The organism is Comamonas trifloxystrobinivorans, from assembly GCF_043359985.1.
GTDB classification, from domain to species: domain Bacteria; phylum Pseudomonadota; class Gammaproteobacteria; order Burkholderiales; family Burkholderiaceae_C; genus Comamonas; species Comamonas trifloxystrobinivorans.
Genome location: NZ_JBHZGV010000014.1, coordinates 98,041 through 122,013, shown reverse-complemented (window position 1 = coordinate 122,013; position 23,973 = coordinate 98,041). Strand labels below are relative to the sequence as shown.

16 protein-coding genes and 2 pseudogenes are annotated in these 23,973 nt (G+C 62.1%); 17 read left to right on the top strand and 1 reads right to left on the bottom strand.

All coding sequences use genetic code 11. The annotated features are described in order from the left end of the window. The first annotated feature begins 13 nt into the window (after window positions 1–13). From hisC to tatC, 16 genes and pseudogenes are all read left to right on the top strand, one after another. Complete coding sequence (gene hisC, locus ACFIQF_RS18230; RefSeq protein ID WP_393945051.1) at window positions 14–1,132, top strand: histidinol-phosphate transaminase; 1,119 nt, start codon at window positions 14–16, stop codon at window positions 1,130–1,132. Then, the gene (gene hisB, locus ACFIQF_RS18225; protein WP_393945050.1) at window positions 1,129–1,752 is read left to right on the top strand and encodes an imidazoleglycerol-phosphate dehydratase HisB; all 624 of its coding nucleotides are present in this window, start codon (window positions 1,129–1,131) and stop codon (window positions 1,750–1,752) included. The genes hisC and hisB overlap by 4 nt, the downstream gene beginning before the upstream one ends. Window positions 1,753–1,826: 74 nt before the next feature. Then, on the top strand, window positions 1,827–2,495 hold the full coding sequence (hisH, locus tag ACFIQF_RS18220; protein WP_393945048.1) for an imidazole glycerol phosphate synthase subunit HisH: 669 nt from the start codon (window positions 1,827–1,829) through the stop codon (window positions 2,493–2,495). A gap of 38 nt (window positions 2,496–2,533) precedes the next feature. Beyond that, complete coding sequence (hisA, locus tag ACFIQF_RS18215; protein WP_393945046.1) at window positions 2,534–3,277, top strand: 1-(5-phosphoribosyl)-5-[(5-phosphoribosylamino)methylideneamino]imidazole-4-carboxamide isomerase; 744 nt, start codon at window positions 2,534–2,536, stop codon at window positions 3,275–3,277. A gap of 345 nt (window positions 3,278–3,622) precedes the next feature. Then, on the top strand, window positions 3,623–4,633 hold the full coding sequence (gene galE, locus ACFIQF_RS18210) for a UDP-glucose 4-epimerase GalE (protein ID WP_393945045.1): 1,011 nt from the start codon (window positions 3,623–3,625) through the stop codon (window positions 4,631–4,633). A 162-nt stretch (window positions 4,634–4,795) separates the two neighbouring features. Then, window positions 4,796–5,596 carry an imidazole glycerol phosphate synthase subunit HisF gene (gene hisF / locus ACFIQF_RS18205; RefSeq protein WP_393945043.1) on the top strand — a complete coding sequence of 267 codons (801 nt, stop codon included), beginning with the start codon at window positions 4,796–4,798 and terminating at the stop codon, window positions 5,594–5,596. A 506-nt stretch (window positions 5,597–6,102) separates the two neighbouring features. Continuing rightward, on the top strand, window positions 6,103–15,645 hold the full coding sequence (locus ACFIQF_RS18200) for a hypothetical protein (protein WP_393945041.1): 9,543 nt from the start codon (window positions 6,103–6,105) through the stop codon (window positions 15,643–15,645). Window positions 15,646–16,043: 398 nt separating this feature from the next. Next, the gene (gene hisI, locus ACFIQF_RS18195; protein WP_393945039.1) at window positions 16,044–16,442 is read left to right on the top strand and encodes a phosphoribosyl-AMP cyclohydrolase; all 399 of its coding nucleotides are present in this window, start codon (window positions 16,044–16,046) and stop codon (window positions 16,440–16,442) included. A 71-nt stretch (window positions 16,443–16,513) separates the two neighbouring features. Continuing rightward, window positions 16,514–16,918 (top strand): phosphoribosyl-ATP diphosphatase, encoded by a 405-nt coding sequence (locus ACFIQF_RS18190; RefSeq protein WP_393945038.1) that lies wholly within the window; start codon window positions 16,514–16,516, stop codon window positions 16,916–16,918. Then, a complete protein-coding gene (locus ACFIQF_RS18185; RefSeq protein ID WP_393945037.1) occupies window positions 16,915–17,304 on the top strand; it encodes a DUF4870 family protein in 390 nt (129 codons plus the stop codon). Before ACFIQF_RS18190 ends, ACFIQF_RS18185 begins: the two co-directional genes overlap by 4 nt. Further along, window positions 17,297–18,403: a patatin-like phospholipase family protein gene (locus tag ACFIQF_RS18180; protein ID WP_393945035.1), complete on the top strand. Its 1,107-nt coding sequence runs from the start codon at window positions 17,297–17,299 to the stop codon at window positions 18,401–18,403. Before ACFIQF_RS18185 ends, ACFIQF_RS18180 begins: the two co-directional genes overlap by 8 nt. 134 nt (window positions 18,404–18,537) lie before the next feature. Next, window positions 18,538–18,900, top strand: a complete 363-nt coding sequence (locus tag ACFIQF_RS18175) for a histidine triad nucleotide-binding protein (RefSeq protein ID WP_393945033.1) — start codon at window positions 18,538–18,540, stop codon at window positions 18,898–18,900. Between the two features lie 96 nt (window positions 18,901–18,996). Next, window positions 18,997–19,251 (top strand): Sec-independent protein translocase subunit TatA, encoded by a 255-nt coding sequence (tatA, locus tag ACFIQF_RS18170; protein WP_393945031.1) that lies wholly within the window; start codon window positions 18,997–18,999, stop codon window positions 19,249–19,251. A 73-nt stretch (window positions 19,252–19,324) separates the two neighbouring features. Continuing rightward, window positions 19,325–19,583: pseudogene (gene tatB, locus ACFIQF_RS18165) on the top strand (Sec-independent protein translocase protein TatB); the annotation flags it as partial. A 116-nt stretch (window positions 19,584–19,699) separates the two neighbouring features. Next, window positions 19,700–19,867, top strand: a pseudogene (gene tatB / locus ACFIQF_RS18160) (Sec-independent protein translocase protein TatB); the annotation flags it as partial. Window positions 19,868–19,956: 89 nt separating this feature from the next. Then, complete coding sequence (tatC, locus tag ACFIQF_RS18155; RefSeq protein ID WP_393945029.1) at window positions 19,957–20,754, top strand: twin-arginine translocase subunit TatC; 798 nt, start codon at window positions 19,957–19,959, stop codon at window positions 20,752–20,754. Window positions 20,755–20,844: 90 nt separating this feature from the next. Here tatC and ACFIQF_RS18150 read toward each other — a convergent pair whose 3' ends face one another. Then, window positions 20,845–22,005 carry a trypsin-like peptidase domain-containing protein gene (locus tag ACFIQF_RS18150; protein ID WP_393945027.1) on the bottom strand — a complete coding sequence of 387 codons (1,161 nt, stop codon included), beginning with the start codon at window positions 22,003–22,005 and terminating at the stop codon, window positions 20,845–20,847. A 616-nt stretch (window positions 22,006–22,621) separates the two neighbouring features. Between ACFIQF_RS18150 and ACFIQF_RS18145 the strand changes: the two genes are divergently transcribed. Next, window positions 22,622–23,947 carry an MFS transporter gene (locus ACFIQF_RS18145; RefSeq protein WP_393945025.1) on the top strand — a complete coding sequence of 442 codons (1,326 nt, stop codon included), beginning with the start codon at window positions 22,622–22,624 and terminating at the stop codon, window positions 23,945–23,947. Window positions 23,948–23,973: the final 26 nt, after the last annotated feature.

The following is a 23,973-nucleotide window of genomic DNA, read 5'->3' as shown; positions in this document are numbered from 1 at the left end:
AAGAGTGAAAACCATGACTGTTACAGACATTTCCTCCAAGGCTTTGCAACGCATTCGCGCCGATGTACGCGCCATGCAGGGCTACCACGTGCAGGCCTCGCAAGGCCTGCTGAAGATGGACACGATGGAGAACCCCTACCGCCTGTCCGCCGAGCTGCAGCGCAAGCTGGGCGAGCGTTTGGGCGCGCTGGAGATCAACCGCTACCCGGGCGAGCGCCTCGAAGTGCTCAAAAAGATGCTGGCCGATTACGCCGGCGCGCCCGCTGGCTCGGCCGTGTTGCTGGGCAATGGCTCGGACGAGATCATCACCTTGCTGGCGCTGGCCACCGCGCAGCCCAACGAAGCCGGCCGCGCCAAGATGCTCGCGCCCATGCCCGGCTTTGTGATGTACCCGCTGTCGGCCAAGCTGCAAGGGCTGGATTTTGTTGGCGTCAACCTGTCGGCAGATTTCGATCTGGATGTGCCCGCCATGCAAGCGGCGATTGCCGAGCAAAAACCGGCCATCACTTACATCGCCTACCCGAACAACCCCACGGCCACGCTCTGGGCCGAAGACAAGGTGCAGGCCGTGATTGACGCAGTGGCCCAAGTGGGCGGCCTGGTGGTGATGGACGAGGCTTACCAGCCTTTTGCCAGCCGCAGCTGGATCCAGCGCATGCAGGCCGAGCCTGAGCGCAACGCCCATGTGCTGCTGATGCGCACGCTGAGCAAGTTTGGTCTGGCGGGTGCGCGTCTCGGTTATCTGATCGGCCCGGCCGTCATCGTCAACGAGCTGGACAAGGTGCGTCCGCCGTACAACATCAGCGTGCTCAACTGCGAAACCGCCATTTTTGCGCTGGAGCACGAGGCGCTGTATGCCGAGCAGGCTGCTGCTATCCGTGCCGAGCGCCAGCCGCTGGTCGATGCGCTGCAAGCCATTGCCGGGGTCGAAAAAGTCTGGCCTTCCGAGGCCAATATGGTGTTGCTGCGCGTGGCCGATGCGGCCAAGGCGCAAGCCGACATGAAAGCCCGTGGCGTGCTGGTGAAAAACGTCTCGGCCATGCACCCGCTGCTCAACAACTGCCTGCGCCTGACCGTGGGCACCCGCGAAGAAAACGCCCAAATGCTGGCGGCCTTGAAGGAGTCTGTATGAACAATCTGGTAACCAAGGCGGCCGCGCCGCTGCCGCGCACGGCCGAAGTCAAGCGCAACACGGCGGAAACGCGCATTGCCGTGCGCGTGAACCTCGACGGCACGGGCAAGGCCAGCCTGAACTCGGGCATCGGCTTTCTCGACCACATGCTCGACCAGATTGCCCGCCACGGCTTGATCGATCTGGATATTGAATGCGCTGGCGATCTGCACATCGACGGCCACCACACGGTCGAAGACATCGGCATCACCCTCGGCCAGGCCTTTGCCAAAGCCGTGGGCGACAAAAAAGGCATCCGCCGCTACGGCCACGCCTATGTGCCGCTGGACGAGGCGCTCAGCCGCGTGGTGATCGATTTCTCCGGCCGCCCCGGCCTGCACATGGACGTCAAGTTCACCGCCGGCAGCATCGGCCAGCTCGACACCCAACTGGTCTACGAGTTCTTCCAAGGCTTCGTCAACCATGCCGGCGTTACGCTGCACATCGACAACCTCAAGGGCTTCAATGCCCACCACCAGTGCGAAACCATTTTCAAGGCTTTTGCGCGCGCCCTGCGTTTTGCGCTGGAGCACGACGAGCGCATGGCTGGCGTGATTCCGTCGACCAAGGGCGCACTGTAAACGTGGGTCGCTGGCGGCTGGCGTCGGCCGCCGATGGTTTATAAAATCTGCTCCTATCAACAGGCTAAGCTGCAATGAATTCAAGCAAGAACACCGTGGCGGTGGTCGATTACGGCATGGGCAATCTGCGCTCGGTATCGCAGGCGGTGCAAGCGGCCGCAGCGGGTACGGCCGTGCAAGTGGTGGTCACCTCGGAGCCCGAAGTGGTGCGCCAGGCCACGCGCATCGTGCTGCCCGGGCAAGGCGCCATCCGCGATTGCATGGCAGAGCTGCAAGCCTCGGGCCTGCAGGAAAGCGTGCTGGAAGCTGCGCGCAACAAGCCGCTGTTTGGCGTGTGCGTGGGCATGCAAATGCTGCTTGACCACAGCGAAGAGGGCAACACGCAAGGCCTGGGCCTGATCGCCGGGCAGGTGAAGAAATTCCAGCTCCAAGGCCGCAAGCAGGCCGATGGCAGCCGCTACAAAGTGCCGCAAATGGGCTGGAACCAGGTGCGCCAGCAAGGCGCAGGCGGCCAGCTGCACCCGGTGTGGCAGGGCGTGCCCGACGAATCGTATTTCTACTTTGTGCACAGTTTTTATGCCGAGCCGTCTGAGCAAGCGCATTGCCTGGGCACGGCCGAGTACGGCGAGCGCTTTGCTTGCGCCATTGGCCGCGATAATATTTTTGCGACACAATTCCACCCAGAAAAGAGCGCCGACCAGGGCCTGGCCCTGTACCGCAATTTTCTGCACTGGAACCCTTAACCCTTTTTTGTTGAACTTCTCACTGCCAGCGAAACACCATGCTGCTCATCCCTGCCATTGATTTGAAGGACGGTCACTGCGTTCGCCTGAAACAGGGCGATATGGACCAATCCACCACGTTCGGCGAAGACCCGGTCGAAGTTGCGCGCCGCTGGTATGACGCGGGCGCGCGCCGCCTGCATCTGGTCGATCTGAACGGCGCGTTCGCGGGCCAGCCCAAGAACCTGCCGGTGATCAAGGCCATCCTCAAAGAGTTTGGCGACGAGCTGCCGGTGCAGCTGGGCGGCGGCATCCGCGATCTGGACACGATCGAGAAATACATCGACGCCGGCATGCAGTACGTCATCATCGGCACGGCTGCGGTCAAGAACCCCGGCTTTTTGCAAGACGCTTGCAGCGCCTTTGCCGGCCACATCATCGTCGGTCTGGATGCCAAGGACGGCATGGTGGCCACCGATGGCTGGAGCAAGATCACCAACCACTCGGTCATCGACACGGCCAAGCGCTTCGAAGACTGGGGCGTGGAATCGATCATCTACACCGACATCGGCCGCGACGGCATGCTCACCGGCATCAACATCGAGGCCACGGTGAAGCTGGCGCAAGCCATCAAGATCCCGGTGATCGCCTCGGGCGGTCTCTCGGGCATGGCCGATATTGAAGCGCTGTGCGCCGTGCAAGACGAAGGCGTGGAAGGCGTGATCTGCGGCCGCGCCATCTACACCGGCGACCTGGATTTTGAAGCCGCGCAAGACCGCGCCGACGAGCTGAGCGGCGAATAAACCATAAGCCATAAGCCTGGACAGGCCCGTACAGCACCTGCACTGTCTGCCCAAAGCCGCACCGGCTGCAACTGGTGCGGCTTTTTTGCGCACAAAATGTGTCAGCGCAAGCGGGCCGGGGCGGCTGGGGCACCATACACTGTTGCCCGAAAACCGCATACAGGCAGCACCAGACAGTTTTATTTGATAAATGTCAACAAATGCCATTTGTTACTGCATGGCACATATGATGTCTGGCAGACCCCTGCGCACTTTGCCGCTGTATTGGACAATAGTGCTTGCAGCGAATGTCAGAATTGATAGCAAGCAAGGCTGGCATTCCCCTAGATCGTAAGAAAGCACCCCGTGATACTCGTGACTGGCGGAGCCGGCTATGTTGGCTCCCATCTTTGTGTGGCCCTTGCCGAGGCAGGGCTGCCATTTTTGATCCTGGATAACTTCAGCAACTCGCGCCGCTCGGTGCTGCAACGGCTGGAGAAGATTCTGGGCTTCACGCCGCCCTGTATTGACGCGGATGTGCGCGACACCGCCATGCTCGAGCAGCTGTTTGACGAGCAGCATTTTGATGCGGTGATCCACAGTGCTTTTCTCACCTCGTCGGCCGATGCCGCGCGCGAGCCGCTGCGTTACTACGACAACAACGTCTCCGGCACTGTGGGCCTGTTGCGGGTGATGCAGGCAGCGGGCATTCGCAACCTGATCGTCTCGTCCTCCTCCATCGTCTATGGCGACCCGCCTCCCGGCCCGGTGCGCGAAGACGCGCCGCTGTCGGCCAGCACGCCTTACGGTCAGACCGCGCTGATGGTGGAGCAGGTGCTCAGCAGCCTGGACGAGGCCTCGCCCAAGCGCTGGCGCATGGCCTTGCTGCGCAGCTTCAACGCCGTAGGCTGCCACGAGAGCGGCCTGATCGCCGAAGACCCGCCGCGCATGTCTACCCACGTGGCGCCCTATCTGGCACAAGTGGCAGCGGGCAAGCGCGATTGCCTGCGTATTTTTGGCAACGACTACCCCACGCCTGACGGCACCGCCGTGCGTGATTACCTGCACGTGATGGACCTGGCGCGCGCCTATGTGGCCACCTTGCGCTTTTTGCGCGGCCATGCGGGCCTGCTCAAGCTCAATATCGGCTCGGGCGAACCCACCTCGGTGCTGGGCCTGGTGCGCGCTTTTGAGCACGCCAACGGCCGTGCCGTGCCTTTCCGCGTAGGGCCGCGCCGCCGGGGCGATGCCGCGCACTGCTGGGCCGACATTGGTCAGGCGCAAACCCTGCTGGGCTGGGAGCCGCAGCTGGGCATGGAGCGCATGATGGAAGACGTCTGGCGCTGGCAAATCGGTATGGGTCGCAGCGTGCATTGAGCACCCGTCCAAACTGCCCAGGCTTCACCGTCACAACCGCTGAGCGCTGCCCGCGTATCAGCGGTTTTTTCTTGCCGCCAGCGCCGTAGCGGCGGGCCGGCGTGGTATGGTTTTGCCCTGGCGCCCAATCCACGCCGTTTTCCATCTGCCAAGAGAGTTTCCATGCTTGCCAAACGCATCATTCCCTGCCTTGACGTCACCGGTGGCCGCGTCGTCAAAGGCGTCAATTTCGTTGAACTGCGGGATGCCGGCGACCCGGTGGAAATTGCAGCCCGCTACAACGCGCAAGGCGCAGACGAGCTCACTTTTCTGGACATCACCGCCACCAGCGATGGCCGCGATCTGATCTTGCCCATCATCGAAGCGGTGGCGAGCCAGGTCTTTATCCCGCTGACGGTGGGCGGCGGTGTGCGCACGGTGGAAGATGTGCGCCGCCTGCTCAATGCCGGCGCAGACAAAACCAGCTTCAACTCGGCAGCCATTGCCAACCCTGAGGTGATCAACGCTGCCAGCGACAAATACGGCGCGCAATGCATCGTGGTGGCCATCGACGCCAAGCGCCGCTCGGCCGAAGACGCAGCGCGCCTGGGTGCAGACGGCAAGCCGGTAGGCGATGGCTGGGATGTGTACAGCCACGGCGGCCGCAAAAACACGGGCCTGGACGCCGTGCAATGGGCGGCCGAAATGGCGCAGCGCGGCGCGGGCGAAATTCTTTTGACCAGCATGGACCGCGACGGCACCAAATCCGGTTTTGACCTGGCGCTGACCCGCGCCGTGGCCGACGCGGTGAGCGTGCCCGTCATCGCCTCGGGCGGCGTAGGCAACCTCGACCACCTGGCCGACGGCGTGCAACAAGGCGGCGCCGACGCGGTGCTGGCCGCCAGCATCTTCCACTACGGCGAATACACCGTGCAGCAAGCCAAACAGCGCATGCGCGAGCGCGGGATTCCGGTGCGTTTGTAAGCCCCTGTGCAGAAGGGCGCCTGCTCGGTGAAGCGCTGGCGTTCACCGAGCCGCATGTAACGCGGCCGCGCTTGGCGGTGTATTCAATCCATATCAAAACCTGGTCGAACCAGCACCAAAGTAGTGCATGCCCAGACTGTCATTGCTGTATCGCCATATGTAATGACGGGTTTTTTTTGATACACACTGTAAAAGTTTTATATAAGATGTGATCACTTGAATCATGTCTGACGGATTTGCCGTGCCCTCGTTTTGCCTGTGTAACGCAAGCGAAGGCAGCACAGCCAGCGGCTGTGAGCGCAGTTCATTTCCCCATCGCTCGGCCTGGCAGTCGTGCTGCTTATACAGGGAAGGCATGACTTACTCAACAGACATGCATGTATGTTGGTGGGCGTGTACATCCGTGCGCCTCACCTCGTGCTGCAGAACTGTGGATGGGTGGGCAAGCCGCAGATGCAAAAGCGCTCTGTTTCGTCCCCCTGACCATAGCAATCGAGGCAGAGGCAATGGGACTGAAACCGTGGGGGCGCAGTTTTACGCGCTGGGTTACTAGATGTTTTAAAGGTAATAACTTTGGGCGCTCGCATGGCTCGTCCCATACCGAGCGCTTTGCGCAAGGCGGGACGCTCTGGCAGGTGCTCGCGCTGCTGGTGTTGGCGCAGCTGCCCAATACTGCAGTGGCGCAGGTGCAGCGCTCGTTTATCAATCCAGGTTTTGAGGAGCCGAACCTGGTCAAACCCGGCTGTCGCGTCTATATCAACGCCAGCTTGGTACCTGGCTGGAGCACGACCCATCCTGACTTTCAACCGGTCAACCTAGACTGTGCAGGCAACGTGGGTCTTCTGGGCCCGATCATCGAAATCTGGCGCACGCCTCGAAACAATGCTTCAGGCGGCGAAGTGAAGGCGCCTGAAGGCACCCAGATCGCCGAATTGAACGCAGAAAGAGCGTCGCGTCTGTACCAGAGCATTTGCTTGCGCAATGGTGAAAAGGTGGGCTGGAGCTTCAACCACCGTGGGCGAGTCAACAACGCCGCAGACTCCACCAAATTTGATGTGGCCAAGATGCTGGTGGGCAGCAGCTCGCAGATCGTTCAAGTAGGTACCTCTAATAACGGTGTGCGCCAGCCTGTCCAGGTACTGCAAGGCACAGCCAGTGATGCTGCCGTGGCAGGCAACACCTCTTGGGCCTTGTACAAAGGTGAATTCACCTACCAGGGTGCCACGGGCGGCACCAATATCGGTTTTGAAGCGGTGTCGGCTGGCAGCGGTAACGACACTTCGGGCAATTTTTTGGACAATGTGCAGATTCAGCTGACGCCTTTTGTCGATTTTGTCTCGGGCAGCAGTGCTGATCTGGAAGGTAACAGTGGCAGCAATCTGCTCGCCAACCGCCCAGTCATCCGCGTCAACGGCTATGTGGCAGCGGCTTTCGATATCAGTGTCAAAGTGACCGGTGGCTCGGCAGTGCGGGGCACGGACTATTTCACCAATAGCGCCACCGGTACTGGCGACACCCTGACGATCAGAGTGGACGCCGGCACATACGATGGCATCAACAGCGGTCTTTTCCCTCTACCCATTTATGTGGTGGGCAACACGGGCTTGAATGTGGAAAAGACCATTGATCTCGCTATTCAGCCGCACGCCAGTTCCGCCTTTGCGCTGGAGTCCAATGCGAGCTGTGGTGGTGCGGTGCAGAGCACGTCTCGCTACACCATCATCGACGACGATGGCCAACTGACGGTGACCAAAACCGCGTCCGATCCGGTGCCGGTGAACGGCTCGCTGACCCAGTACGACATCGAGTACAGCATCGCAGTGCGCAACACCTCGAAAGAGAGCAAAACCTATGAGCTGGTTGACACTCCGGGCTTTGATGCCGATGTGAACGGTATCAGCCTGCAGGCACTGGCCTGTACCGCCAGCGTGGGCAGCTGTGGTGGAACCAGTCCCGCGACCATCGGTAGTGCGCCCAATCCCTCTTGGACACTGCGCACCAGCCATGCGCTTGCGGCTGGCGGAACCGAGACCTATACGCTCAAGGTGCGCTTCACGATCAGCCCGGGGGCGAAAGGGGCAGACGCTTGCAATGCCAGCGCGGGCGCGGGCTTGTACAACCGCGTGCTCGCCAAAATCTCTGACGGTAAAGAGATGGCCGCCAGCGATTGCAGGAACACCCCCACGCCGGCCTGGGTGACGCTGAATAAAAAACTGACAGCCCGGGTTAACAACAACGACCAGTTTCAGGTGCGCATGGCTTCGGGCGGGATTCCCGCCAGCAGCGCGCAGACCAGTAACACTACCAACAGCGTAAGCACAGGGCAGGTCGCAGTGTCTTCTGGGGCAACCGTGCAGTTTGCCGAGTCGCTCAAAACCAATGGAACGGGCGCAGACACTAAACCGACGGGTTACACGGCCTTGCTCAGTTGTAGCAATGCTACGGCAGGCTCGCTCACCGTCTTGCCTGTGAATGAGCCTGGCCAGGAGCAAGCCACCCAGCTGCAGTGGAACGAGTTCAAGCCGGCCCCTGGCGATGTGCTTGACTGCACGATCACCAACACGCCGATTCCTCTGAACCCGCCCCAGCTGACGGCGACCAAAACCGTCTCTGCCAGCCCGCTGGTGGCGGATGTTGCTGGCCAGTACTACCAACTGCAGCTCACCGTCACCCAAGGCCCGACGACGGCGCCGATCACGATTGCCGACAACTTGCCCACGGGCATCACGCTGTCTGCCATGCCTACGATGGCGCCCAGTCCCAACTTGCTGTCTGGTTGCGCTGACGCGGGTAGCAGCTCCGTGGGCGCATGCCAGATCAACGCGGGTTTGGCCAACGGTACTTACATCGTCAAGATTCCTGTCAACGTGAGCGCCAGCGCGGTGGCTGCTGGTGCCAGCAACACGGCCCATCTGAGCGGTGGCGGCGATCCCCAGTGCACATCTTCCAACGCGAAGTGCAACCCCTCGACCGGCACCGTGAAGGTGGAGCAGCAGGTCGATCTGCGCATCAAAAAAACCGCTACGCCTGACGGCACTTATGTGCCCGATCAGAGCCTGAGCTACAGCATTGTGGTGAGCAATAACGGCCCGAGCGATGCAACGGGCGTGACGGTGACTGATGTGGTTCCGCCCGAGGTCATTGTCTCCAGCTGGACCTGCGCACCGGCGGCCAACTGCGGCTCGGCTGCAGCGGGCACCGGCAACAATGTGCAGCTGAGCAATGTGAACCTGGCCAAAGGGCAGTCGCTGACCATTACCATCACCGGCAAGGCTGCCAACGGCGTGACCGGAGACATCAAGAACCAGGCAACCGTCACGCCGCCTGCAGGCGCGACCTGCGCGAGCACTTGCGAGTCGAGCAGCACGACCACCAATACCAACTCCGGCAAGCCGGCGCTGGGTATTGTGAAAACGGCGGCGCCCGCGGCTTTTGCCGTGGGGCAGAACGGCACGTACGGCATCAGCGTCACCAACACGGGCACCAGCAGCACGAGCGGCTTGATTACCGTGACTGACAACATGCCCACGGGCATTACCATCCGTCAGCCGGTAGCCAGCAATGTGAGCGGCAGCGGTTGGAATTGCTCGGCCAGCACGGCCAACCAGCTGGTATGCACGACCAGCGCTGTGCTCAACCCCAAGGTCAATGCCGAAATCATTCATGCGAATGTGCAGGTGGCAGCGCCCTTTACTGGTTCGTCGGCTGTCAATCAGGCCACTGTCTCTGGTGGCGGGGCGGATTGCTCGGCAGCAGGTGCTTGCAGAACCTCGGTGACAACGCCGGTGAACGCACCTGCGCTGACAGTGGAAAAAGTGCTGCAGGGCACGCTCAAGGAGGGTGTAGCCGCGTCCTATCTGATCACGGTGACCAACAACGGCCAGGCTGCCACGGTAGGCGGCACGGTGACCGATGAGGTGCCTGCTTCGCTGACGATCAACGCCTATCCCTCCAGCTGCCGGGCCGCAGCCCAGGTGCTGACCTGCGATGTGCCAGCGGCTCTGGGTATTGGCGCGCAAGTCAGCTACACCATTGGCGTAACGCCCAATGCGGGCAGCGCGGGCTCCGCGGTGGCGAATACGGCCAAGGCCGGCTCGGACACGGGTGATGCTTCGTGCCCGACAGCGCAGCGCTGCAACAGCACGACCAACAACACGGTGCTGGCGCCGGAGCTGGGCATCAGCAAGCGGGCCGAGTCTTCGAGCTTCACGCTGAATGTTCCTGCCAAGTATGTGCTGACGGTAACGAACAACGGCGATGCCAACACCAGCGCCGGCGCGCCAGTCATCGTCAGCGACACGCTGCCTGGCGGCTTGGTGCTGGACGCGGCGCATTCGCTGCCGGCGGGCTGTACATCGTCGGGGCAGACGGTTTCCTGCTCGATTGCATCGCTGGCATCCAAAGCCAGCCTGCCGTTGGAGATCTGGGTCGTCGCGACCGACGTCAACCTCATCGGCAAGTCGGTAGTCAACACAGCCACGGCAGTGGGCGGCGGTGACCCGGTTTGTACTTCGTCCATGGCGGCGGCCACTTTGCCCCAGCGCTGCCAGAGCAGCGTGAGCACGCCGGTGAACGCGCCCAAGCTGCAACTGTCGAAGGCGACTGGAGACGGCGGCGATTTTGCCGTGGGCGTGAAATCCAGCTACGTGCTGACGGTGACGAACGTGGGCTCGGCCGTGAGCAGCGGCAAGATCACCGTGTACGACCTGATTCCCTCTGCACTCACGGTGGACCAGAGCACGCTGCCGCAAGGCTGTTCGTTGCAGGGCGTGCAGCTCACTTGCGAAAGCACGGCAGAGCTGGAAGTCGCTCCCGCAGCAGGCAGCTCGCAGAGCTTTACCATCCAGGTCACGCCCCAGGCGGGCAGCCCGGCCAGCTTGGTCAACAACGCATCGGTGTTGGGCGGTGGCGATCCGCTGTGCCCGAGCGCCAGCAACCCGGATTGCTCGGCCAAGGTGACGACCAATGTGGCAACGCCCACGCTGACGCTGACCAAGGCGGACAACGGCTTCTCGGTTGTCAATGGCGCAGGTGCTGCATACACGCTGACCGTGCGCAATACGAGCACCAGCGTAGACACCGTGGGCGCCATCACGGTGCGCGACACCTTGCCTGCTGGCGTGACCGCTGTTGCCGGCACCTACGGCAACTGGGTCTGCACGGTGAATGGCCAAGCGCTGAGCTGCACCAGCTCGGCAAGCATTGCGCACGGAGCCAGCGACACGATCACCTTGCCAGTGACGGTAACCGCTGCGGCTGTGCCCAGCGGCAGCACGAGCGCGTCGTTGGTCAACAACGCCTCCGTAGGCGGTGGCGGTGATCCCTTCAATGGCGGCACTCCGCCTGAGCCAGGCGCTGCGTGTACCGCTTTGGATGCAACCGTTCCTGGTCATTGCGCCACGACGAGCACCACGGTCTACACCGAGGCAGCCTTGGCTATCAGCAAAACCTTCAACAGCATCACGCAGATTGGACTGGGCCAATACCAGGCCACTTATACGGTGACGGTCAGCAACAGCGGCGGTGTGGCAGGCAGCTACACCTTGACAGACACACCCGGCTTTGCAGCAGGTGTTGTGTTGAACGGCTGGACGGTGAACAGCGCGAAGGGCAGCGTGAATGCGCCGATGCCTGTGCTCATCAACGGCGCTACGCATCAGATCAGCACCACTGCAACCGCGATTGCTGCTGGCGATACGCACAGCTATGTTGTGGTGATCACGTTCACGGCCAGCTCCGTCACTCCTGCTTCGGAGTTGGTATGCACCGGTACACCAGGGCGTGGCACATACAACGCGGCCAGCATTGGTTCAGCAGCACCAGCAGCCAACGGCTGTGGCGATCTGCCAGGCGTGCCGAACCTGACCCTGACTAAAAACAGCAATGGCCCCTGGAGTGCAGGACAAAGCGGTGCCGAATATGTGCTGACCGTTAACAACGTCGGCAATGCAGCTACGTCTGGAGCCATCAAGGTGGTGGACTCCCTGCCCGCAGGTATCAGCGCGGTGGACACCATGAGCAATGGCTGGTCTTGCACTGTGACCGGTCAGACGGTGACCTGCACCACGGCTGCTGCGCTGGCCATCAACGTGCCTTCCGCAATTACCTTGCCGGTAACACTGAGCGCCACGCTGGTGGACGCGGCTGGCGTGAAAAACGTCGCCTCTGTGGGCGGTGGCGGCGATCCACACAACGGTGGAGAGCCTCCAGCCCCTGGCGCTTGCGCAGCAGGCGATCTGCACTGCGCCAGCGTGACAACGCCGGTGGGCTTGAAGGCCGATCTGCGCATTACCAAGGTCTCGGAGCAGGGTACGCAGTATGTGCCCGACCAGCCGCTGAACTACACGATTGAAGTGTTCAACGATGGCCCGAGCACGGTAGATGGTGCAACTGTGGTGGACAACGTGCCAGCCAAGGTCAAGGTGAGCCGCTGGAGCTGTATTGCAACCGGTGCTGCAAGCTGCGGCCTGAATGTGACCGGTTCGACCAACACCGTCTCACTGACGGGGGTAAAGCTGGCCAAGGGCGAGAAGCTGACCATCGCCATCGAAGGCAAGGCAGAGCTGAATGCCACGGGCGACATCACCAACGAAGCGAAGGTGACGCCGCCCGCGGCTGTGGCTTGCACGCAATCGCCATGTGACAAAACCGCCAGCGTCACCAACAAGAATGCTGGCACGCCAGCGTTGGAGATCAAGAAGCAAGCCTTGCCCACCACCTTCGCGGTGGGCCAGAGCGGCAGCTATGCCATCGTGGTGCGCAACAGTGGCACGACCAGCACCAGCGGTGTGATCACGGTGACGGACCGCATGCCTGCAGGCATCACCATCACTTCTATCGAGCCGAACAGCATGTGGGCTTGCTCGGTGGCGAGTGGAACAGATCTGAGGTGTACGACGAGCGATGTATTGCTGCCGGGCGCTGCGGCTCCGGTGATCCTTGCGCAAGTGGCGGTGGCGAACACGGTTGCTACGCCTGCCGTCAACACGGCGAGCGTGACAGGTGGCAGCACGGCCTGCACAGCGCAAGCGCCATGTACGGTGACAGTGGAGACCAATGTGGATCGCCCGCACCTGGACATCAGCAAAAAGCTCGACGGCAGTTTTGTCGTCGGCCAGCCCACGAGCTACACGATCACGGTCACCAACAATGGCCGGGCCGATACCGTGGGCGGCGCCATCACCGACAACGTGCCTGCGGGCCTGACGGTGGGCGATCTGAGCGGCAGCGCCTGCAGCGCCAATGGCAATGTGGTGAGCTGCGCCGTGGGTGCCGGCTTGAAGCCGGGCAGCAGCAAGACGTTCAAGATTCCGGTCACACCGCTGGCCAGTGCTGATGGCACATCGCAGCTGAACCAGGCTGTGGCCGATGGCGATACTGGTGATTCCACCTGCCCGAGCGCAGCGCACTGCACGGGCACGACGGACGATCCGGTGACGGCTCCGCAACTGGTGCTGAGCAAGACGGCGAGTGCCGCCGCGTTCACCGTAGGCCAAGCTGCCAGCTACACGCTGACCGTTGCCAACAATGGCACGGCCGCCACTACCGCGAACACGGTGGTGACGGATGTGGTGCCGGCAGGCCTGCGTGTGGATGCAGTAGCGTCCACGGCGGGTACGTGCCAGGCACCGGTGGCTGGCGAGCAAACCGTGAGCTGCACGGTGCCTGGCTTGGCGATTGGCGCCAGTGCCAGCATCACCATCACAGTTACGCCGCTGGCGGCTGCCGATGGTTTGACCATGGTGAACCAGGCCACTGCCACGGGCGGCGGCGATCCGCTGTGTGCGGCGGGCTCGGCCACGGCCAGCTTACCAGCGCGTTGCGCTCCCAGCATCAACACGCCGGTGAACGCGCCGCACCTGAAGCTGGAAAAGACGGCAGGCATGGCCGAGTTCTCCGTAGGCAAGGCTTCGAGCTATGAGTTCAAGCTGACTAACGTGGGCACGGCCGATACCAGCGGCACGATCACCTTGGTGGACGTGATGCCGCCGAGCATGACGGTGGGTGATCTGGCTGCCGTGCCAGCGTGCAAGCTGTCCGGCGCGCCGGTTCAGCAGCTGACTTGCGAGTTTAGCCAGGTGCTCAAGCCTGGCGACTCGCTCAGCATCAGCATTCCGGTAACGCCTACCGTGGCTGCGGCACCCAGCGTGAGCAACAGCGCGCAGGTGTTTGGCGGCGGTGATCCAATCTGCCCCATGGATGCTTCGTGCCAATCGAGCGTTACCACGGTGGTGAACGCGCCCGATCTGCACCTGATCAAGACCGACAACGGCCCCTGGACGGTAGACCAGAAGGGCGCCAAGTACATCCTGACCGTGAACAACAGCAGCCCCATGGCGGCGACCGTGGGCGAGATCGACATCAACGTGCTGGACATCATGCCCACCGGCATCCTGCCCGACTGGCAGAACCCGATGCGCGATGGCCACTGGATCTGCGAAGCCAAGGGCCAGAACGTGAGCTGCGTGAGCGAGCCGGGCTTTGTGATCCCGGCGAACGACCAATCGAGCATTGAGTTGCCCGTGCTGGTGACTGCTGCCTCGATTGCGCCGGAAACCAGCGCCCAGGTGGCCAACCATGCGTCGGTCAGCGGCGGTGGCGATCCGTTCAGCGACGGCAACACGCCCGAGCCCGGACAGAGCTGTCTGGAGCTGGACCCGAACGACCCCGGCCACTGCGCCTCGCGCATGACTACGGTGTTTGCGCTGGCCGATATGGTGGTGCAAAAGACGGCCAAGGCGCTGAACCCGACGGGCGTGCCCGGCGAGTACCAGGCGCTCTACACCATCGAGGTGAACAACCTCGGCGGCTCGGACGGTGCCTACACCTTGAGCGATATGCCGGAGTTCGCCAGCGGCGCAACGCTGATGGGCTGGACGGTACAGACCACGGACGGCACCTTGGCCGCGCCGATAGCAGCGCCCGTCAACGGCACGGCAACGCAGATCAGCGCCAGCGACGTGATCTTGCCAGCCGGCACCAAGCACAGCTACGAGGTGGCGCTGACCTTCAGCGTGAGCGCAGGCATGGCCAATGCGGCTTGTACGGGTGCTGCTGGCAACGGCGCATTCAACACGGCCAGCATGGTGGGCACGAGTGCTGGCGCTTCGTCGGCTTGTACGGCTCTGCCGGGCGTGCCAAGCCTGGCGCTGAGCAAGCAGAGCAATGCCAAGAGCTGGTCGGTAGACCAGCCCGATGCGAGCTATACGCTGACAGTGCGCAACCTCGGTACGGTACCCACCAGCGGCACCATCACCGTGGTAGACCAAATGCCTGCAGGCCTGACGTTTACGCGTAGCACTGCAGCCAATTGGTCTTGTGCAGCAGCGGGCCAAACCGTTACTTGCACCAGCGCGCAAGTGCTGGCTGCAGGTGCTGCGTCCAGCTTGGATCTGGCGGTGCAGGTGAGCGCTGCGGCTGTGGGCAATGTCACCAACCAGGCTGCCGTGGGCGGCGGTGGCGACCCCAGCAATGGCGGCAAGCCACCCGTGCCGGGCAGCTGCACGAGCGGCGACAGCCATTGCGCCACCGCGAGCACCACGGTGACCGCCTTGGCCGAGCTGACGTTGAGCAAGACCAACTACCAGAGCTCGCTGAAGGCGGGTAGCACGACGACCTATACCGTCACCATCAGCAACCCCGGCAGCACTGCTGCCACGGGCCTGAGCTGGACGGACCAGGTGGTGAGCGGCCTCGACCAGGTGGCGATTGTTGGCAGCACCGCCAGCAGCGGCTCTAACGCCGGTAGCTGTGCGGGCCTGAGCTGCAGCGGCATCACCGTGGCTGCTGGCGGCAGTGTGGTCTACCAGGTGAGTGCCACCGTCAGCGGCAAAGCTGGCGAGCAGGCGGTGAACACCGCCACGCTGACCGGCGGCTCGTGCACAGCACAAGCGCCTTGCACCGACACTGACAGCGACCCGATCACCAGCGTGACGAGCGGTGGTGCCGAGCCGACACCAGTGCCTGTGGATTCGCGCAGCATGCTGGTGTTGCTGGCTCTGGCGGTGCTGATGCTGGCAGGCGTGTTAAAGCAGCGTGGCAAACGCTGAGTGTTGAGAGCCTAAAAGTGGCATAGAGAAAGGCTGGCGAGTGATCGCCAGCCTTTTTCTTTTGGCGCAGCCCGAGGTGGGGCAACTCTCGCAGGCTGTTGGCTGTTCTGGATGTTCCATAACCCCTTTCAGCCAGCCGCTGGATGTGGGGCGGATTTTTCGCCGGGGCCCGGCCAGCTGCCGCCAGCAAAGCCGCACAACCCCAGTTAGAAAACAGCTCGCCAGAGATGCTAAACAACAAGAGCCCGAATCACACTTCCGCAATTCCTGATGAATCCTTGCATGGAATCAGGCAGCGTCTTCGGCAGCCTGTCTTGCGCCAGCGAGACACTCTGTTGCGCGCCAGGACCGACGCCACCGGCCAAAACTCTGAACGTGGATTCTCTGGATCAGAGACAATGGCAGGCATGAACTGGCTTGAACAAGTGAAATGGGATGACAAAGGCCTGGTGCCGGTCATCGCGCAAGAAAAAGGCAGCGGCGATGTGCTGATGTTTGCCTGGATGGACCATGCCGCGCTCGCCAAAACGGCCGAGCTGGGCCGGGCGGTGTATTTTTCGCGCTCGCGCGGCAAGCTCTGGTTCAAGGGCGAGGAATCGGGCCATGTGCAGCTGGTGCACGAGATCCGCATCGATTGCGACAACGACGTCATCTTGCTCACTGTCACCCAGACTGGCCACGAACCCGGCATTGCCTGCCACACCGGCCGCCACAGCTGCTTTTACAGTGTGTTGCGCGACGGCGCCTGGCAAAGCGTCGAACCGGTCTTGAAAGACCCTGAATCCATCTACAAATAATCTACGAAGGTGGTAGCCGCTTCGGGGTGCTGGCTGACAGCCAACGCGCTGGCGCAGGCTACATTGTTGCCATGACTGATACGAAAGCTGCCCCTGCAATGTCGACGACCGATGCCCTGCTGCGCCTGGCCGAGGTGCTGGAATCCCGCAAACCCGCCAACGGCGGCGATCCGGACAAGAGCTATGTGGCCCGTTTGTTGCACAAAGGGCCGGATGCTTTTTTGAAGAAAGTGGGCGAGGAAGCAACCGAGGTGGTGATGGCGGCCAAGGATGTCGACCATGGCGCGCCCGCTTCCAAGCTGGTCTACGAGGTGGCGGACCTGTGGTTCCACACCATGGTGGCGCTGGCCCATTACGGCCTGAGCCCGCAAGATGTGGTGGACGAGCTGGTGCGCCGCGAAGGTTTGAGTGGTCTCGAAGAGAAGGCCATGCGCAAGGTCAAAAACCGTGAAGCCGAAGAAGGAGCTGCCTCATGAGTGATGTGATCGATGTCAAAGTGAAAGACACCGCCGCCATGGAAAGCCTCAAGACCTGGGGCTGGATCAGCTACCTGCTGCACCTGGTGGTGGCCGTGGGCGCGGTGGTGCCGGGCGCGCAGCCCAGCGTGATGCTGCTGCTGGCGGCGCTGGTGATCGACCTGGTCAAGCGCGGCGATGCGCAGGGCACCTGGCAGCAAAGCCATTTCTCCTGGCGCATCCGCAGCGTGATCTGGGCCGCCATCTGGTACGTGCTCACCATTTGGGGCTTCTTCCTGGGGCTGTTGCTGTTCAACCCGCTGTGGGTGGTGGTGTCGGTGTGGTTCCTCTACCGCATCGTGCGCGGCATGATCGCCATGAACAAGGACCAGGCCATCCATGCCTGATTCCATGCTGCCGGCCGATGGTGCCGCCTCCCACAACACCGATGGCGCGGCGCACCGCCCGAGCCAGCGCCTGCCGCGCTCCAAGGGCATTGATGCCAACACGCCGCCCATCAGCCTGGCCTTGCAAGGTGGCGGCTCGCACGGCGCCTTCACCTGGGGCGTGCTCGACGCCTTGCTGGAAAACCGCAGCCTGTGGTTCGAAGGCGTGAGCGGCACCAGCGCCGGTGCCATGAACGCCGTGGTGCTGGCCCAAGGCTATGCCCAGGGCGCTGTCGGCGTGAAAGACCGTGTGGAATCCCATGCATTAGGCTGCGAATCGGCCCGCACGGTACTGCGCCAGTTCTGGGAAGGCGTGGGCACCATGGGCAGCCTGATGGCCGGCGTGCCGCTGGCGGGCAAAGCCATCATGGACATGATGAGCCAGTGGTTCTCGCCCTACCAGACCAACCCGCTCGACATCAACCCGCTGCGCCGCCTGCTGGAGAAAGTGGTCGATTTCGAGTTTCTGCAGCACGAGCAAGGCAAGAGCGCGCCGCGCGTGTTTGTCTGCGCCACCAATGTGCGCACCGGCAAGGGCGAGGTGTTCAGCGGCAAGCGCCTGACGGCCGATGCGGTGATGGCCTCGGCCTGCCTGCCCATGCTCTACCAGGCGGTGCAGATGGGCGACGAGTTCTACTGGGACGGCGGTTACTCCGGCAACCCCTTGATCTACCCGCTGATCTACCAGACCGGCAATAGCGACGTGCTGCTGGTGCAGCTCAACCCGATCGAGTACAACGAGTTGCCGTCGAGCTCGCAGGAAATCCTGGACCGCGTCAACGAGATCACCTTCAACGCCAGCCTGCTGGCCGAGCTGCGCGCCATGGGCTTTGTGCGACGCTTGCTGGAAGAGGGCAAGCTCGACACCGAGCGCTACAAATACATGCTGGTGCACCATGTCGATGGAGGCTCGGTGCTCAAGCCCTATGGCGCATCGAGCAAGAACCGCTCGGACACGCTGTTCCTGCGCGAGCTGTTCGACAAAGGTCGCCATTCCGGCGAGCAGTGGTTGGCGCGGCACCGCGCCGACGTCGGCGTGCGCTCGCACTTCAAGGTCTGATCGCGGCTCTGTCGCGCCGGTGGCGCTGACGGTGGACCGCAGTGCCAGCTTGGCGGCAATTGCGCTATGCTTGGTATAGCTGCTGGTGCTGCCTGGACGGGCGCCGGCCTTGGTTTTTTATAGAGATTTCCCCTATGCACGATCACGATCCCAACTGCCTGTTTTGCAAAATCATTGCTGGCGCCATTCCGTCCAGCAAGGTCTATGAAGACGAGGACATGTTTGTCTTCAAGGACATTCACCCGGCCGCGCCCGTGCATTTGCTGATGGTGCCCAAGCGCCATATCGCCTCGATGGCCCAGGTGGGCGCTGACGATGCGCCCCTGCTGGGCCGCATGCTGGCCAAGGCACCCGAGCTGGCGCTGGCCAATGGCTGCAACCCCTATCCGCAAGGCGGCTTTCGCCTGATGGTCAACACCGGCGAGGAGGGCGGCCAGGAAGTGCACCACCTGCACATCCATCTGCTCGGCGGCCCGCGCCCCTGGCGCAAGGGCTGAAGCGAACTGAGGCAGGAATACCCGCAGCGTGACAGTATTACGAAACTTGCGGGTATGTCTGGCGTCTAAAATGCGTCCATACGCTAGGAGAAATTCATGGGTTCCTTTTCTATTTGGCATTGGCTGATTGTTCTGCTGATCGTGGTCTTGGTATTCGGCACCAAGAAGCTCAAAAATATCGGCAACGACCTGGGCGGCGCCGTCAAGGGCTTCAAGGACGGCATCAAGGACGGTAACGACAGCGCTGCCAGCACCACCACGACCAATTCGACCGCTGCCCAGCAGCAAGTGGGCCAGACCGCTGCGTCTGACAAGGCCACGATTGACGTGGAAGCCAAGAACAAAGGCTGAGCGCCTTCTAGCGCCGCCGCAGGCCGCTTGCTGAGCGTGCCGCCGGTGGCGTTGCGCATTCGATAGGGCTTGCATGTTTGATCTCGGGATTTCCAAAATGGCCTTGATCGGCGCGGTGGCGCTGGTCGTCATCGGGCCGGAAAAGTTACCGCGCGTGGCACGCACGGTAGGCACCTTGCTGGGCAAGGCGCAGCGCTATGTCAACGACGTCAAGGCCGAGGTCAATCGCTCGATGGAGCTCGACGAGTTGCGCAAGATGAAAGAGAACGTCGAGTCGGCGGCGCGCGATGTGGAAGGCTCGATCCGCACCAATGCGGCCGATTTCGAGAAAAACCTGAACAGCGAAGCCGATGGCGTGAAAACCGCGCTCAGCGGCAACGACAGCAATTACAGCGACGACGGTTTCTACACCGCCGATCCCTACGCCGAAAGCTACTCGGGCACAGCCGCTTCCACGGTGGCACCAAGCTACCAGCGGCCCAACAAGAACTGGCGCGTCAAGCGCGGCGCCACGCCGCTTTGGTACAAGCACCGCTCGGGTGTACGCACGCATGTGCAGTCGGGCGCTGCGCGGGTGGCGCGCTTTCGGCCCAAAAAACCGTCCGCCGGTCTCTGATGCCCGAGCGCCTGTGTGACCCGTCTGGCGTGCAGGCCCGCCCTGCAGCAGGCCTGGCCGCAGGCCGAGCCGATCACTGAACTACATTCATGTCCGAAACCCCTTCCAAAGAAGACGAGCTGGCCGGTACCGAGCAGCCTTTTGTGCAGCACCTGATGGAGCTGCGCGACCGGCTGCTCTACAGCATCTACGGCATCATCCTTGCCGTGATTGCGCTGGCGATCTGGCCCGGGCCCGATGGGCTGATGAACTTCATCGCGCATCCGATCAAGATGCACATGCCGCCCGATGCCAAGCTGATCGCGGTGGGCGTGTTCTCGCCCTTTATCGTGCCGCTCAAGGTGCTGGCCATGGCGGCGGTGCTGCTGGCGCTGCCCTGGATCATGTACCAGCTCTGGGCTTTTGTGGCCCCCGGCCTGTACAGCCACGAAAAGCGTTTTGCGCTGCCGCTGATCTTCTTTGGCAGCATGCTGGCTTATATCGGCATCGCCTTTGTGCAGCTGTTTGTGCTGGACCGCATGTTCGGCTTCATCCAGCATTTCACGCCGTCGAGCGTGGCGGCGACGCCCGATATCGCCTCCTACGTGGAAGCCATTCTGTCGCTCTATTTGGCTTTTGGCCTGGCTTTTCAGGTGCCTATCGTGGTGATCCTGCTGGTGCGCCTGGGTCTGGTGGAAATCGCCAAGCTCAAGGCTTTTCGCGGTTACTTCATTGTGGTGGCCTTCATCATCGCTGCGGTGGTGACGCCGCCTGATGTGCTGTCGCAAATCTCGCTGGCGGTGCCCATGTGCATCTTGTACGAAGTGGGTATTTGGGGCGCCACCTGGTTCTCGCGCAATCAGCCCAAGAAGGAAGAAGAAGCCGAGGCAGACGAAGCCAAGAGCTGATCACTCAGGCGCTGAAAGCCATCTAAACAAAAGCCCCGGCTGCGAATTGCAGCGCGGGGCTTTTGTTTTTAGGGGTGGCGAGTCTTGCGCTTAGCGCCGCTGCTGGCGGGCAGGGCTGTTGGCGGGGCGCACGCCGGGGGTGATGGGTAAGGTCAGCGTGTTTTCGCCGCGGCGCAGCTGTAGTTGCGATGCGGTGCCGGGTACCAGGCCAGCCACGGCGGTGAGCAGCTCTTGCACATGGCGCACGGGTTTGTCGCCCACTTGGGTGATCACGTCGCCGGGGCGAATGCCGGCATCGGCGGCGGGGCCGTTTTGCAGAACGCCGGTGATGATGACACCGGTGTCGGCCTTCACGCCAAAGGTTTCGGCCAGCTCGGGCGTCAGGTCGTTGGGCTCCACGCCAATCCAGCCGCGCGTGACCTTGCCGTCGCGCACGATGCTGTCGAGCACATTCTTGGCGGTGGCCACCGGGATGGCAAAGCCAATGCCCATGCTGCCGCCCGAGCGCGAGTAGATGGCGGTGTTGATGCCCACCAGGTTGCCGTTCACGTCGACCAGCGCGCCGCCGGAGTTGCCGGGGTTGATGGCGGCATCGGTCTGGATGAAGTTCTCGAAGGTGTTGATGCCCAGCTCGCTGCGGCCCAGGGCGCTGATGATGCCGCTGGTCACCGTCTGGCCTACGCCAAAGGGGTTGCCAATGGCCAGCACCTGGTCGCCCACTTCGGCCACTTCGGAGTCGCCCAGCACGATGACGGGCAGCTTGTCGAGCGTGATCTTCAAAATCGCCAGATCGGTTTCCGGGTCGGTGCCGATCACCGTGCCTTTGGCCTTGCGGCCGTCGGTCAGCGTCACCTCGATATCGTCGGCTTCTTCAACCACGTGGTTGTTGGTCAGCACATAGCCGTCGGGGCTGACAATCACGCCGCTGCCCAGGCCGGCCTGGTTTTGTACGCCTTGCTCACCAAAGAAGAACTGGAACCAGGGATCATTGGCGCGCGGGTGGCGCACCTCGGTGCTGGTGTTGATGCTGACCACGGCGGGCGAGGCTTTTTTGGCCGCCGGGCTGAAGCTGCTGGTGGCCACGGCGGCGCGGTTGGCTTCGCTTTGCGGGGCTTCGATCAGGGCCACGCCAGCATTGCTGCGCACGGCGTTGTTGCGCTGCAGCCAGCTCGGCTGCAAGGTGGCGACCACAAAATACAGGGCCAGCAAGACGGTGACCACTTGTGCGAATAGGAGCCAAAGGCGTTTCATAGAACCGGGATGGTTTTGTTGTGAGAGTGGTGGTGCGCGGGCGCTGTGCGCTGCGACAGCCCTGGTGCAGCGCAAAGGCTTGTGGCTGATTATGGCACTGGCGTGCACGCGGGCGTGCAGCGCTGCGGGGCGGGAGTGCAGACAAATGGCGGATGTTTGCGGCGAGCGTGGTTTGCGCTGCTGGCCGGCAAGTGCAGTTGCTGGTGGCGATGTGGAAGCGTTGCGGTGGCGATGCGTGATGCAAGGCATCGCGTACCACGATGTCTCGTGCGCGATATTGTTGTGAAATTGGTGTTTATTAATCTGTTATAGAGAAAAAATAAGATACTGAATGTATTTTTGTTGCCAATTGCCGTCGCGGCTATTGATTGCGGGCGCATTCAATTTCCTAGTGGGCTGTGATGCTTTCTGCGGCTCGTGCAGTGTGCCCAGGGTTACTACCTAGAATGGTTTTCAACCTGTTGACTGCGCTCTCCAGCTCGTCGTGGTTCCTGGCGAACTGGCCAAATCCCTCTCTCGCTTGCCCCTGATTCCCGCCACCCTGGGTGTCTCTGAACCCGGTGATCCGCGCCCATAACGCGCCGCGCAAGCGCTGTCCTGCTGAATGGAAGAGGACATGACTTCGATAACCGCCAACACCGGCAAGGCCGCCAGCGCCGCCATGCCAACCAACCGCCCGCTCAACCGCGAGGATTACAAGACCCTGGGCCTGTCAGCCCTGGGCGGCACCCTGGAGTTCTACGACTTTGTGGTGTTCGTGTTTTTTGCCAATGTGATTGGCGCACTGTTCTTTCCGGCCTCGATGCCAGACTGGATGCGCCAACTGCAGACTCTGGGCATTTTTGCTGCCGGTTACCTGGCACGCCCGATCGGCGGCATTTTGATCGCCCACTTTGGCGACATCCTGGGCCGCAAGAAGATGTTCACGCTGTCGGTGTTTCTGATGGCGGTGCCCACGCTGGTGATCGGCCTGCTGCCCACTTACGAAAGCATTGGCATTGCCGCGCCCATCTTGTTGCTGCTGATGCGCGTGATGCAAGGCGCTGCCATTGGCGGTGAAATGCCGGGCGCCTGGGTGTTTGTGGCCGAGCACGCTCCGGCCAAGCGCTACGGCTTTGCCATTGGTGCGCTCACCTCGGGCATTACCGGCGGTATTTTCCTGGGCTCGATCATTGGCGTCTGGCTCAACAGCAGCTACAGCACCAGCGAAATCCACGACTGGGCCTGGCGCATTCCCTTCATTCTGGGCGGCGTGTTTGGTCTGGTGTCGGTGTATCTGCGCCGCTTCTTGCACGAAACCCCGATCTTCCAAGAGATGCAGGCCCGCAAGCAGGCCGACCGCGAGCTGCCGCTGAAGACGATCTTGCGCGACCACCGCGAGGCCAGCGTTATCGTGGCGCTGCAGACCTGGATTCTCTCGACCGCCGTGGTCGTGGTGATTCTGTTCACGCCTTCTTATCTGCAAAAGGTTTTCCACATTGCGCCGGCCATGGCTCTCAAGGCCAATGCGGTGGCCACCGTCACGCTCACCATCGGCTGCGTGTTCTGGGGCTGGTTGTCGGACAAATGGGGCTCGCGCGCCGCCATGATTCTGGGTTGGGGCGGTATGACCGTCACCTCGTACCTGTTCTACCTGAACCTCCCAGGCAACGACGCATCGCTGGTCTGCACCTACGCAACTGTCGGCTTCTTTGTCGGCGCCATCTCGCTGTTGCCAGTGGTGGGCGTGCGCGCCTTCCCGCCTGAAGTGCGCTTTACCGGCCTTTCGTTCGCCTACAACATGGCTTATGCGGTGTTCGGTGGCCTCACGCCAATCCTCATCTCGATGTGGCAGCAGGTCGATGTGATGGCTCCGGCGCACTACGTGGCAGCCATGGGCGTGCTCGGCGTGCTGATGGCATTCTGGCCCTTGGTAGTCAAAGGCTGGATGCCGAAGAAATAAGTAGCAATTGCCAACCAACAACCCGC

What these genes read in the sequence shown, in the direction of transcription:
- hisC (WP_393945051.1), top strand. Translation starts at nt 14, where the DNA reads ATGACTGTTACAGACATTTCCTCCAAGGCTTTGCAACGCATTCGCGCC.
- hisB (WP_393945050.1), top strand. Translation starts at nt 1,129, where the DNA reads ATGAACAATCTGGTAACCAAGGCGGCCGCGCCGCTGCCGCGCACGGCC.
- hisH (WP_393945048.1), top strand. Translation starts at nt 1,827, where the DNA reads ATGAATTCAAGCAAGAACACCGTGGCGGTGGTCGATTACGGCATGGGC.
- hisA (WP_393945046.1), top strand. Translation starts at nt 2,534, where the DNA reads ATGCTGCTCATCCCTGCCATTGATTTGAAGGACGGTCACTGCGTTCGC.
- hisF (WP_393945043.1), top strand. Translation starts at nt 4,796, where the DNA reads ATGCTTGCCAAACGCATCATTCCCTGCCTTGACGTCACCGGTGGCCGC.
- ACFIQF_RS18200 (WP_393945041.1), top strand. Translation starts at nt 6,103, where the DNA reads ATGGGACTGAAACCGTGGGGGCGCAGTTTTACGCGCTGGGTTACTAGA.
- hisI (WP_393945039.1), top strand. Translation starts at nt 16,044, where the DNA reads ATGGCAGGCATGAACTGGCTTGAACAAGTGAAATGGGATGACAAAGGC.
- ACFIQF_RS18190 (WP_393945038.1), top strand. Translation starts at nt 16,514, where the DNA reads ATGACTGATACGAAAGCTGCCCCTGCAATGTCGACGACCGATGCCCTG.
- ACFIQF_RS18185 (WP_393945037.1), top strand. Translation starts at nt 16,915, where the DNA reads ATGAGTGATGTGATCGATGTCAAAGTGAAAGACACCGCCGCCATGGAA.
- ACFIQF_RS18180 (WP_393945035.1), top strand. Translation starts at nt 17,297, where the DNA reads ATGCCTGATTCCATGCTGCCGGCCGATGGTGCCGCCTCCCACAACACC.
- ACFIQF_RS18175 (WP_393945033.1), top strand. Translation starts at nt 18,538, where the DNA reads ATGCACGATCACGATCCCAACTGCCTGTTTTGCAAAATCATTGCTGGC.
- tatA (WP_393945031.1), top strand. Translation starts at nt 18,997, where the DNA reads ATGGGTTCCTTTTCTATTTGGCATTGGCTGATTGTTCTGCTGATCGTG.
- tatC (WP_393945029.1), top strand. Translation starts at nt 19,957, where the DNA reads ATGTCCGAAACCCCTTCCAAAGAAGACGAGCTGGCCGGTACCGAGCAG.
- ACFIQF_RS18150 (WP_393945027.1), bottom strand. Translation starts at nt 22,005, where the DNA reads ATGAAACGCCTTTGGCTCCTATTCGCACAAGTGGTCACCGTCTTGCTG.
- ACFIQF_RS18145 (WP_393945025.1), top strand. Translation starts at nt 22,622, where the DNA reads ATGACTTCGATAACCGCCAACACCGGCAAGGCCGCCAGCGCCGCCATG.